Genomic DNA, 12302 nt, shown 5'->3' on the forward strand with positions numbered 1-12302 from the left:
CCCCTCCCGGCTCTGCCCTCCGTCATCCCGCCCCACGTCCTCACCCGACCCCCCCCCCGGGCCGCGCGGGGGGGGGGCGCCGCTCCAACTCCCCTCTCCCTCAGGGAGAGGGGCTGGGGGTGGTCGCGTGAGCGGCGCGGAGCGCTTGGGCCGCCGGCGGGCCCCCTCAAACTTGCTCGGATACTCAGCAAAGGAAATGGCAGGCCAAAGCAATACCTCAGCAATACCTCAACAGAGCAGCTCAAGAGCAGCCTTTTTGCCCCCCTATTCCTAGGGATCCTCCTTCTCTGGCTTAGCGCCTGTGCTGCCCCCGCACGCCCGCCCCACCTGATTGCCACCGTCACCTCGGATCCCAAAACCTTCAACACCTATCTGGCCACCGAGAGCTCCAGCCGCGACGCCATCGCCTACCTGGAGGCGGGCCTGGTCACCCTCGATGAAGATACCCTCCTGCCCAAGCCGGAGCTGGCGGAAGGCTGGGAAGTGTCTGAGGACGGCTTGCGCTATGTCTTCACCTTGCGGGAGGGGCTGCGCTGGTCGGACGGGGAGCCCCTGACAGCGGCAGATGTGGACTTTACCTTCAACCGCATCATCTTTGACGAGCGGATCCCGACCTCGGCGCGGGATGTGTTGCGCATCGGCGAGGCGGGGGCGCTGCCCCAGGTGCGGGCCTTGGACGAGCGGCGGGTTGAGTTTGTCCTGCCGGAGCCCTTTGCCCCTTTCCTGTTGCAGGCCGGATCCCCTCTCTTGCCCAAGCACATTCTGCAGCCCACTGTGGAGCAGGTGGACGGCCAGGGCAACCCCCTCTTTCTCCAGACCTGGGGAGTTGACACGCCGGTGCAGGAATTGGTGGGGGCCGGCCCCTACATCTTGCAGGAATATACCCCCGGACAGCGGCTGGTGTACCGTCCCAACCCCTACTACTGGAAAGGGGAAGGGATCCCGCGCATCGAGCGGGTCATCCTGCGCATCGTGGACTCGGAAGATACGGCCCTGTTGCAGTTTCGCTCCGGCGAGACCGATGTGTTTTCGGTGCGAGGCAGAGATTTTCAGCTCCTGAAGCGGGAAGAAGAACGGGATCAGTTCAGGATTTACAATCTCGGCCCCACCCTCAACAACAATTTCTTTGCCTTCAACCTCAGCCGGGCCCGCAACCCCCAAACCGGACGGCCCTTTGTGGATCCCGTCAAAAGCCGCTGGTTCAACGATTTGAACTTCCGCCGGGCGGTGGCCCACGCCCTGAACCGGCAATTTTACGTCGAGAGCGTCCTGCAGGGGCTGGGCGAGATCCAGCACTCGGTCTTCTCCCCCGCCAGCCCCTTTTACCTCAGCCCGGCAGAGGGCCTGCCCACCTACGACTACGATCCCGAAAAGGCGCGGCAACTGCTCTTGGCTGCCGGCTATACCTACGACGCCGAAGGCCACCTACGGGATCCCGACGGCAACCGCGTCCGCTTCAGTCTCATCACCAACGCCGGCAACAACCAGCGGGAGGCCACCGGCGCCCTGATCAAGGCCGACCTGGCGCGGATCGGCATCACCGTTGACTTCACCCCCATTGCCTTCAACACGGTGGTGCAGCGCACCGACAGCCGCGACTGGGAAACCTTGTTGCTGGGCTTTGGCGGCGGCGGCACCGAGCCCAACAACGGCTCCAACATTTGGCGCAGCGATGGCCGCCTGCACCTGTTTAACCTGGGGGATCTGCCCGGCAATCCCGCCGAAGGGGTGGAAGTGAGCGATTGGGAGCGGGAGATCGACCGCATCTTTATTGCGGGGGTGCGGGAGCTGGACTTTGAAAAGCGCAAGGCCCTCTACGACCGCTTTCAAGTGATCATCCAGGAACAACTGCCCCAGATCGGCACCTTCAACCCCCTGGTGCTCTCGGCCCTGCGCAACCGCCTGCAAGGGGTGGATCCCCGCCCCATCCTCGGCCCTCTCTGGAACCTGGATCAGCTTTCCATCCAGGACATGCTGCAGGAGCGGTAGCCTACCTCACCGTCAGCTCCACCTCCCCCGTGCTCCTGAGGACGTTGATCCCCACCCCTCCTGCCTGGAGATACAGGCCGATGTCCAGGGATCCCCGCCCCACCTGGATGTTCTCAAGAGTTACATGGGGCAGCCACAGGGGCAGGGTGGGCTGGGTGAGGCGCACCTGCTGGGCCAGCCCGTCGATCTCCAGGCCTAGGCAGGCCTGCAGCAGCAGGAACACACTGGCCGCTGCCCACGACTGGGGCAGACAGGCCACCGGGTAGAGGGTGGGGCCTTCCCGCTGGCGCCGGCGAAAGCCACAGAACAGCTCCGGCAGCCGCCGCAGCTCCAGAAACTGGCTGGCATCAAACAGGGCCGTCAATACTTGGGCTGCCGCTGCCTTGTAGCCATAGCGGGCCAAACCTGCTGCAATCAGGGCGTTGTCGTGGGGCCAGATGGAGCCGTTGTGGTAGGACATGGGGTTGTAGCGCCCTTCCCCTTCCGCCAGGGTGCGGATGCCCCAGCCGCTGAAAAAAGCGGGCTCCAAAAGTTGCCGCGCGATGCGCTCGGCATGCTGCGGGTGGGCGATCCCCGAAAACAGGCAGTGGCCCATGTTGGAGCTGCGCACGCGGCAGGGCTGCTTGCGCCCGTCCAAAGCCAGGACATAGCCGCCCAGCTCCTCGCACCAAAACTGCTCCCAAAACCGCTGCTGCAGCTTTTCCGCTTGCTGCCGCAGTTGCGCTGCTTGCTCGTGCCGCCCCAACAGCTCCGCCATCTCCGCCGCCAACAGCTTGGCCTCGTAGGCGTAGCCCTGCACCTCGCACAGGGCTATGGGTGGCTCGGCCAGGGATCCGTCGGCATAGAAGATGGCATCTTCCGAGTCTTTCCAGCCCTGGTTGCGCAGGCCCCGCCGCGCCTTGCCGGCATACTCCAAAAAGCCGTCGCCGTCGGGATCCCCGTAGGTGTCCATCCAGTGGAGAGCTGCCTCGATATTCGGCCACAACTGCCGCAACAGCTCGAGATCCCCACTGCGGCGCACATAGCGCCCTGCTAGCACCACAAACAAAGGAGTGGCGTCGATGCTGCCGAAGTAATTGCCAAAGGGGATCTCGCGCGTCTTGGCCATCTCGCTGTAGCGCTGCTCGTGCAGGATCTTGCCCGGCTCGGCATCGCGGCTGGGATCCACCTCCTGCGCCTGGTGGGCCGCCAGGTACAGCAACACCCCCCGCCCCAAGTCGGGGAACCACCAGAGGGTGGCCAAGGCAGTGATTAGCGCGTCGCGGCCAAAGACCGTGGCAAACCAAGGCACCCCGGCGTGGGGATAGAGCCCATAGGGGGTGCGGGCCAGCATCATCACCAGGTCGTCCCGCGAGGCGTTGAGCCACTCGTTAAACTGGGCGTTGCCGGTATCGATGCGGTGGGCCAGAGCTCTTAGCGCCGCCCGCTGCTCCCGCTCCGCCTGCAGCGCCTCCTGGTAGGTCAAAGGCGGGATCTCCTCGCCGCCGTAGCTGCAGACGACCCTCACCTCCAAATCCCGCTCCTCCTGCGGCGCCAGCGGCACCCACCACTGCGCCAGCTTTTCCGAAACCACGTCCGGAGGAGGGGAAAACAGGATCCGGGTTTGCCGCTCCACCCCGTCCAGGCCGCGGTAGCGCAAGGTTACCCCTTCTGAACTCACCTGGGCTGGCAGCAGTTGTCCCCGCTTTGTCCGCCGGATGCCGCGAATCTCAAACATATCGGCAAAATCGGCCTCAAAGCGCAGGGTAAGGGGCACGCGGAGCGTCTCCAAACCGTAGTTGTGAAGGCGGATCCGCTCATAGGCCACGTTGTTCCATAAAAAAGTGGTGCGCAGGACGTGCAACGTCTCCTGCTCAATGAACTGCCCCTCCGAGGTGGTGAACTCGGGGTTGGTGAGATCCACCGCCAGAATATCCTTGTCTTCCCGCACCTCCGAGCTGAGCAACAGAAACTGCTTCCCCTGCAAATCCAAGACCAGCCGTGACAAGAAGCGGGTATCGTCGCGAAACAGGCCGTGATCCCGGATGCCGAGGGGGCGCATGTTGCCCAAGCGGTCAAAAATAGCAAAGCAGTTGTCCTGCTTGAGGACATGGGGACGCGCCTCCACCAAGGAAGCGCTGGCGCGGATGTAGTACTGATCCTGAATCTGGATGATGTCTTCGGCCATCTGCGTCTTCCCACCCAACCAAAGGAGCAAAACAGGAGCCCCCAGATAGCCCCAGCTTTACCTAGGCAGCGTTGACAGGCCGGGGGTGGCTTTCTTCGAGCGCTCCTGCCGTTCGTTCACCAATTGGTTGTAAAGAGCCTCGTACTCCGACACCATCCTCTCGACGCTAAACCGCTCCTCAAACACCTGCCGCACCCCAGCTCGGTCAAGGGATCCCACCTTTTCTACTGCCTCCACTGCCTCCTCCACCGAGTCCACAATAAAGCCGGAGCGGCGGTCGGCCATCACTTCTGGCACCGAGCCAAAGCGAGTGGCAATCACCGGCGTGCCACAGGCCATCGCTTCAATCATGACTAGCCCAAAGGGTTCCGGCCAGCGGATGGGAAACAGCACCGCATAGGCCTTGCCCAAGAACTCGCTCTTCTCTTGCTCGGTGATTTCCCCCACGATCTCCACATTGGGGTGGCGGCTGGCCAAAGGCTTAATCTCTAACTCATAGTACTGGCGATCCACGGCGTCAATTTTGATAGCAGCTTTCAGGGGCATCCCTGCCCGCGCGGCAATTTCAATGGCCGTGTCCAGCCCTTTCTCCGGCGAGACCCGGCCCAGAAAAGCCAGGTAATCTCCCTTTTCTGGATAGAAACGGTGGAGATTCAGGGGCAAACCATGATAGACCGTCCCCACCCAGCGCGCCTGGGGCAGGGGCCGCCGCTGGGCATTGGAGATGGAGACCACTGGGATGTCCTGAAACTCGGTGTAGAGAGGCTGCAGCTCCGGAATGTCCAGCCGCCCGTGCAGGGTGGCCAAAAAAGAGACTTGAGGGTGGCGGCGGGCCAGGGCGTAGGGGTAGTAGTCAATGTGGCCGTGGATGATGTCAAACTCATCGGCCATCTGAAAGGCTTTCTCTACCATCAGGATGTGGGGAGCCACCGTGTCAATAGCCGTGGGATCCAAGCGCAAAGCCCGCTCCCGAAAAGGGATGAGACGCGCTTGGGTTTGGGAGTCGCCGCTGGCAAATAGAGTCACCTCGTGCCCACGTCGCACCAGCTCTTCAGTTAACCAAGAAACCACCCGCTCCGTACCGCCGTAGAGCTTGGGGGGCACGCTCTCGTGCAACGGGGCAATCTGGGCAATGCGCATCGTTATCCTCCGAACCCAAGGAGTAGCTGTTGGGGTTGTTGGCGCGTTGAAAGGCACTTTCCGAGCGCTGACCCTGGCAGCTTGTTACAGAATTCTCCTGCTGCCCGCAACCCCTTGGCCCAAGCAGGATCAAGACAGGAATCCATCCAGAGCCAGGCCTAACCTCTATGCTAGCCGGCTAAGCCTCCTGCAGGGGTTGGCGAATGGTTAGGTGGGCCTAGGGCTAGGCGTTGGTGTGGACGAAGGGCTGGGACGAGGGGAAGGGCTGGGCGAAGGCGACACGGAGGGAAAAGGATTGGGCGTGCCGGTCGGGGTTGGTGTTGGGGTGGGTGAGGGCGTCGGCAGTACCCGCAAGGGGGCTTTGGCGGAGGCAATGCGGCCTTGGCTGTCTGCTACCATGGCCGTAACCTCGTAATCTCCAGGGGGGGCAGAGGCCGGAATGGTGATGGGAAGGGTGCCGATGCAGGTTCTGCTGTTGGCCTGACAGCCGGCGGCAGCGGCGGTGAAATCAAACGTGAGGGTGAGGGGGTTCTGTCGGATTTCCACCCGGAAGCTAATGCCGCTGCCCAAACCCGCAGGAGTTGTAACGGCCACCAAGACATTGAAGGGCACCGTCTGTCGGGCGTCCGTTAGGGCCACCACGGCAATCGAAGGTGGCTCTGCTGAGAAAGATGCGGTGGGGGAAGGACTGGGGCTAGGGAAAGGATTCCAGAGTGGAGTGGGGGTCGGGGTGAGCAAAGGCGTCGGGACAGGACTGGGGACGAGAAAAGGAGTGGGTGTTGGCGCCACAACCGTTACCGGCACAGGAGTAATGGTGACTGAGGGTTGCTCGCGACCATCTTCTTGGCAGGCCACCAGTGACAACGACAGAAAGGCGGCTACACTGGCTTTCATCCAAGAGACCGCTAGCGCCCAACTGCGGCGGAATCCAGAGGACGGCTGTTTCATGGGCTTTGGCTCCTCACAACACAAGCTTGGGGGTTTTGTTAGGAAAACCGAGTCTCGGCAGCGTTCAACTCAAAAACCCGCACAGTCCTGCTCCCTTAACGGCGAAAGCAGAGTCTCCCAGATCCTCCTAACACTATAGATAGAGTCTCATCTTTTCGCAAACACTATGAGTGGTTCCTGCTGCATGGGATCCGCCTTGGCGGTGAGATCTCAAGAGCGCTCGGGTTAGACTGATAAGTGCCACAGCAAGAGGGGATCCATGGCAGCAAAGGTGGAAGCAGAACCATCGCCAGCTCAGGAAGGGCCCAAAGAGGCCTGCGGCGTGTTCGGCATTTTGGCCCCCGGCGAGGAGGTGGCCAAGCTGACCTACTTTGGGCTGTTTGCCCTGCAGCACCGCGGCCAGGAATCGGCGGGGATTGCCACCTTTGAGGGGGCCTTTTGCCGAGTCCACAAGGCAATGGGGCTGGTTTCCCAAGTGTTTGACGAGGTGAACTTAGGCCAGCTCAGCGGCGATCTGGCAGTAGGCCACACCCGCTACTCCACTACGGGATCCAGCCGCATGGCCAACGCCCAGCCGGTGATTGTGGAAACCCGCTTGGGGCCGCTGGCTTTGGCTCACAATGGGAACTTGGTCAATGCCGAAGAGCTGCGCAAAGAACTGGAAGCTGCCGAGTGCCACCTCACCGGTAGCACCGACTCGGAATGTATTGCCCACACCATTGCCCAGGCAGTGAACCAAGGTCAAGACTGGGTGGGAGCCACCTGTCAAGCCTTGCGCCGCTGCCGCGGGGCTTTCAGTCTGGTTATCGGCACGCCAGAAGGCCTGATGGGGGCGCGGGATCCCTACGGCGTGCGTCCGCTGGTGTTGGGGCTTTTGAGCAGCAACCCCGCCAGACAGGAGCTGCTGCAACCGCAGAGGCTGGGGATCCTCTGCAGCAACGGCACGCTCAACCACCCAGAAGCCCAGCCACTGCACTACGTGTTGGCCTCAGAAACCTGTGCTTTGGATATCATCGGGGCGGATTATCTGCGCCAGGTGGAGCCGGGGGAGCTGGTGTGGATTGACCGTCAAGGGCTGCAATCCCTGCGCTGGGCGGAGGCCAACCCCAAACTGTGCATCTTTGAGATGATCTACTTTGCCCGCCCCGACAGTTGCATGCATGGAGAGAGCCTCTATTCCTACCGCGTGCGGCTGGGGGAACAACTGGCCAAAGAAGCCCCGGCGGAAGCTGACTGGGTAATAGCAGTGCCTGATTCCGGCACACCGGCAGCCATTGGCTATGCCCGCCAGTTGGGGATCCCCTACACCGAGGGGCTAATTAAAAACCGCTACGTGGGCCGCACCTTTATTCAGCCCACCCAGTCGATGCGGGAGCGGGGCATTCGCATGAAGCTCAACCCTCTCGAAGATGTGCTGCGGGGGAAGCGGATTGTGATTGTAGACGACTCGATTGTGCGGGGCACCACCAGCCGGAAAATTGTCAAAGCCCTGCGCCAGGCAGGAGCTACGGAGGTTCACATGCGCATCTCCAGCCCCCCCGTTACCCATCCCTGCTTCTATGGCATTGACACCGACAGCCAAGATCAGTTGATTGCTGCCAAGTATTCGGTAGCAGAAATTGCCGAGAAGATTGGGGTGGACTCATTGGCCTACTTGAGCTGGGAAGGCATGCTGGCCGCCACAGGTCGGGATCCCAATTCCTTTTGCTCGGCTTGCTTTACCGGCCACTACCCCATCCCCATTCCTGAGGGGCTGAAGCGCTCCAAGCTGGCTTTGGAGACGGCAGCCAGCCGCAAAGATCGCTAGCAAATGCTGGAGAGTCTGCAGAGGGGGTCTGAGAGCGCGCTATGACCTTGCGCCTGCGACAACTGGGGGATCCCATCCTGACTCAAGTGGCTGAGCCGGTCGCCGAGTTTGGGACGCCGGCTTTGCAAAACCTACTTGAAGAGATGCTCGCCACCTTGAAAGAGGCGCAAGGTGTGGGTCTGGCCGCTCCCCAGGTGGGATCCCCTCTCCAGATCCTCATCGTGGCTTCCCGTCCCAACCCTCGCTATCCCGATGCACCCCAGATGGAGCCCCTGGTCATGATTAACCCCCGTCCCTTGGCCTTGAGCGACGAGCAGGTGTTGGGGTGGGAGGGCTGCTTGAGCGTGCCCAACTGCCGCGGCTTGGTGGCCCGTGCCCGCGAGGTGGAGGTGGAGTATTACACCCCTGCAGGATCCCAGCAGCGGGTGATCTGGCGGGACTTTCCGGCCCGCATCTTCCAGCACGAATACGATCACCTCTTGGGCCGGTTGTTCCTGGATCGGCAGCCGCAGCAACTGCTTTCTGAGGCCGACTACCAAGCCCGGATTTTGGCCCAGCCCCCTGCCTGAGGATCCCTATGCCCTACCTGGTCATCTACGACGGCCTGTGCAACCTTTGCGCCAATGGGGTCAAGCTTTTAGAGCAACTGGATCGCGGCCAGCAGTTTCGCTACGCCCCCATGCAAGACACGGCCACCCTGGCCCAATGGGGGATCCCACCCGAGCAGATGGAACGGGGGATGATCCTGATCGACCTGGAGCAGCCAGAGCGCCGCTGGCAGGGATCCGACGCCGTCGAACACATTGCCGCCCTCTTGCCCAGCGGATCCCTGTGGCTGGCCCTCTACCGCAACCTCCCCGGCCTTAAGCTTTTGGGAGACTGGGGCTACGCCCAGATCCGGGATCACCGCTACGAGTGGTTTGGCCGCCGCGACACCCTTTATCTACCTGCTGACTGCAAGCGTTGCCGGGATCCCCTGGCCCAGACCGACTGAGGCATGGGTAGCTGAAACGGTTCGTTATGTTGTTACTGCTACGCAACGCAGTCGCGAACGCACCGGCAGCGCGGAGTGCCTAGAGAACGTCTTAATCGAGTTTGAAATAACCATCAATTCAATTGTCTAGCACAAGGGATCCCTTTTCCAGGTTTGAACTCCTCTTCTCAAGCCTGGCGTGCTTGAAATGCTCTAGACAATCTTAAGACTCGATTAAGACTGACTTCCTGCGGAGAACCCCTCAAGTTTGACTTGAGACCTCTCCAGGGTCAAGGTAAAAATAGAGACGAAGCTAGCCAACAGGGGGTGGGCCGTGGCTATCAGAGAGGGCGGACAAGTTGCCGGTAGTTCAGAGGTTATTCAGTTGGTTCCTAGAAGGGGGGATCTCGTTAGCGGAAATGGAGCTATTGGAAGTTTTGGCGAAAGAAGCAGAAAGCTTTTTCTACAGACAATGCTACAACCCCTGGATTGGGAAGTGCAGTTTGCGGTTTGGAAAACCCTACTGAACTCTGGCATCCCTCAACTGGTGCAAGTAGCAAAAAGATATCCCGTTCCCCTACGTCCAGTTGGAAACCCTGAAGAGAGATATCGAGCCGGCGAGCGGGACTTTCGCTGGGCAGATCTGGGGAGGGTCAACCTTAGCCGGCTAGATCTAAGGGGGCTTGACTTAAGCGGGGCCAGTTTAGTTCGGGCAAGGCTGAGCCAGGTCAATCTAAGCCACACCAGCCTGATTGGAGCCAACCTCAGCCAGGCAGACCTCAGCGGCGCAGATCTGAGAGGAGCCAACTTAAAGGGAGCTAATCTGATGGGGGCCAATCTCATTGGCGCCAACTTGCAGGGAGCCAATCTGGCAGACGCCAACCTGAAGTGGGTCGTCATTTCCCCCGAAACGCAAATTGACCGCAAGTGGCAGCTGGTCTGGGAAATTGTCAATGGCCATGCTCAGGGAAAAAACCTAGCTCAGGCGGACTTGAGCGAGGCCAACCTGGATTGGGCTGACCTGCGGGGGGCCAACTTGGCGCAAGCAGACCTAAGGGGGGCAAGGCTTGTCGGCGCCAACTTGCAGGAAGTCGACCTCCAGGGAGCCGACCTCCGGTGGGCCAGCTTGGAGAGAGCCAACCTCAGTCGGGCCGATTTGAGCGCAGCTTGCCTGCAACTGGCCAGCCTGCGGGGAGCTATCCTTTCCCCTGAAACGCAAATAGACCACAAGTGGCGGCTGGTCTGGGAAATTGTCAACGGCCACGCTCAGGGAAAAAACCTAGCTCAGGCAGACTTGAGCGAGGCCAACCTGGATTGGGCTGACCTGCGGGGGGCCAACTTGGCGCAAGCAGACCTAAAGGGGGCAAGGCTTGTCAGTGCTAACTTGCAGGAAGTCGACCTTCAGGGAGCCGACCTCCGGTGGGCCAGCTTGGAGAGAGCCAACCTCAGTCGGGCCGATTTGAGCGCAGCTTGCCTGCAACTGGCCAGCCTGCGGGGAGCTATCCTTTCCCCTGAAACCCAAATAGACCGCAAGTGGCGGCTGGTTTGGGAAATTGTCAACGGCCACGCTCAGGGAAAAAACCTAGCTCAGGCGGACTTGAGCGGGGCCAACTTGAGCTGGGCAAATCTAAGCGGGATCAGGCTCCCTGGCGTGAACTTGGTGGGAGCCGACCTGAGCGGGGCCAACCTCTGCGGCGTAGACCTACAGTGGGCAGAGTTGAGCAAAGCCAATCTAAGCCAGGCGGATCTGAGGGGGGCCAACTTAAACCAAGCGGATCTCAGCGGGGCAGACCTAAGCGGTGCCAACCTCAGTGGAAGCAGCTTGATCAAGGCCGAACTAGCCAAGGCCAAGCTTGTGGGGGCCAAGTTGGCGCAAGCCAACCTCGTCGGAGCCAAGCTGAGACGGGCTAAGCTCAACGGCGCAGATCTAAGGGGGGCCAGCCTCATCGGGGCCGACCTCAGCGAAGCCAAACTGGGCAAGACAGACCTGAACTTGCCTAGCTTGAGATGGACGGTGATTTCTGTAGAGGCCAGTCCGGAGAGTAGCTGGTGGTTCATGATTTTCCATGCTGGCGCCCCTTCGCAGGAGCTGAGCCAAACAGACTTGAGAGAGGCGGACTTGAGAAAGGCCAACCTCAGCCGGGCAGACCTCAGCGGGGTAAGGCTCAGTGGAGCTAACCTAAGCCAGGCTTATTTGATTGGGGCAGATCTAAGCGAGGCCAGCCTAGATGAAGCCAATCTAAAGAGGGCCAAGCTGGGCGAGGCCGACCTAACCCACGCCGATCTCAGCGGAGCCAAGCTGAGTAGGGCCTATCTGGGCAGAGCCAACCTCAGCGGCGCCGACCTGAGGGGGGCAGATCTGGAGCTGGCCAGTCTGCCGCGGGTGATCCTTTCTCCTGCAACCCAGATCGAGGCCAAGTGGCGTCTGGTGTGGGAGATCGTCAACGGTCAAGCCTCCAAGAGAAACTTGAGTGGAGTTGACCTGAGCGGCGCTAACTTGAATTGGGCCAAGCTCAACGGGGTGCAACTGGTCGGGGCAAACCTAAGTGGAGCCAGCCTCATTGGAGCGGATCTAGGAGGATCCAACCTCAGCCAAGCCAATCTGAGGAAGGCCAATTTGAGCTACGCCAACTTGGAGGGATCCAACCTAGACAATGCCATCCTAGAAGGCGCAAAACTTGATTTTCAGTGGCAGTGGATCTGGCTCTCCCTTTGGTTCAAAGGTTTGGCAACCATCTGGTTTGGTTACCCCAGTACCCCTCAACTACCTCCTCCTGCTACGTCGGATCCCAATCGGCATCTCCCAGCCGAGAAGCCCAAGGAGAAGTGAACACTTCTGTTCTTTGGCTAGGGCCACGCAGGTTTGTATCCTAGCAAACACTTTTTAATCCAAGAGAGCTGCTTTAGGATAAAGCCGTGTCCTTCTGAGGAGAATCCCCACAGTGTCTCACTTCACCAGCATCAAGGTTCAGTTCAAAAATAAAGAGATCCTGAAAAGCATTTTGGTTGCCCAAGGTCACGAGGTTCTGGAAAACACTTATGTCCGGGGGTATGGAGGGAACCGCGTCCGGGCAGATCTTGTGGTCAGGCGCAGCAACGGCTACGACATTGGCTTTCGCCAACGGGGGGACAGCCTGGAGATGATTGCCGACTTTTGGGGAACGGGAGTCACCGCTGAGGCTTTCTTAGCGCCAATCCGCCAAGCCTACACCCGCGAGCAGCTCCTTGCAACGGCAGCGGAGAAGGGGTTTACCGTAGAGTCGGAATCTGTGGACGAG

At 60.6% G+C, this 12302-nt stretch carries 9 protein-coding genes; 6 read left to right on the forward strand and 3 right to left on the reverse strand.

Features of this window, described 5'->3' with window-relative positions; genetic code table 11:
* The first annotated feature begins 276 nt into the window (after nt 1-276).
* Complete coding sequence (locus NW841_RS08915) at nt 277-1989, forward strand: ABC transporter substrate-binding protein (RefSeq protein WP_414386142.1); 1713 nt, start codon at nt 277-279, stop codon at nt 1987-1989.
* 1 nt (nt 1990) lies between these two features.
* On the opposite strand, the gene NW841_RS08920 is transcribed toward NW841_RS08915, so the two are convergent.
* From NW841_RS08920 to NW841_RS08930, 3 genes are all read right to left on the reverse strand, one after another.
* Nucleotides 1991-4156 carry a glycogen debranching N-terminal domain-containing protein gene (locus tag NW841_RS08920; protein WP_414386136.1) on the reverse strand — a complete coding sequence of 722 codons (2166 nt, stop codon included), beginning with the start codon at nt 4154-4156 and terminating at the stop codon, nt 1991-1993.
* A gap of 57 nt (nt 4157-4213) precedes the next feature.
* Nucleotides 4214-5296 carry a glycosyltransferase family 4 protein gene (locus tag NW841_RS08925; RefSeq protein ID WP_414334659.1) on the reverse strand — a complete coding sequence of 361 codons (1083 nt, stop codon included), beginning with the start codon at nt 5294-5296 and terminating at the stop codon, nt 4214-4216.
* A gap of 207 nt (nt 5297-5503) precedes the next feature.
* Complete coding sequence (locus NW841_RS08930) at nt 5504-6244, reverse strand: hypothetical protein (RefSeq protein WP_414386137.1); 741 nt, start codon at nt 6242-6244, stop codon at nt 5504-5506.
* Between the two features lie 259 nt (nt 6245-6503).
* Here NW841_RS08930 and purF point away from each other — a divergent pair, with 259 nt between their 5' ends.
* The 5 genes from purF to NW841_RS08955 form a co-directional block, all read left to right on the forward strand.
* Entirely contained in the window at nt 6504-8051 is a 1548-nt protein-coding gene (gene purF, locus NW841_RS08935) for an amidophosphoribosyltransferase (protein ID WP_414386138.1), read from the forward strand.
* A 41-nt stretch (nt 8052-8092) separates the two neighbouring features.
* Nucleotides 8093-8620 (forward strand): peptide deformylase, encoded by a 528-nt coding sequence (gene def / locus NW841_RS08940; protein WP_414366097.1) that lies wholly within the window; start codon nt 8093-8095, stop codon nt 8618-8620.
* An 8-nt stretch (nt 8621-8628) separates the two neighbouring features.
* Nucleotides 8629-9045 carry a thiol-disulfide oxidoreductase DCC family protein gene (locus NW841_RS08945; protein WP_414386139.1) on the forward strand — a complete coding sequence of 139 codons (417 nt, stop codon included), beginning with the start codon at nt 8629-8631 and terminating at the stop codon, nt 9043-9045.
* A gap of 451 nt (nt 9046-9496) precedes the next feature.
* Nucleotides 9497-11854 carry a pentapeptide repeat-containing protein gene (locus NW841_RS08950; RefSeq protein WP_414386140.1) on the forward strand — a complete coding sequence of 786 codons (2358 nt, stop codon included), beginning with the start codon at nt 9497-9499 and terminating at the stop codon, nt 11852-11854.
* 112 nt (nt 11855-11966) lie between these two features.
* A partial coding sequence (locus NW841_RS08955) for a DUF1257 domain-containing protein (RefSeq protein ID WP_414386141.1) occupies nt 11967-12302 on the forward strand: 336 nt, incomplete at its 3' end.

This window comes from Synechococcus sp. H60.3, from assembly GCF_047462295.1.
Lineage (GTDB): Bacteria > Cyanobacteriota > Cyanobacteriia > Thermostichales > Thermostichaceae > Thermostichus.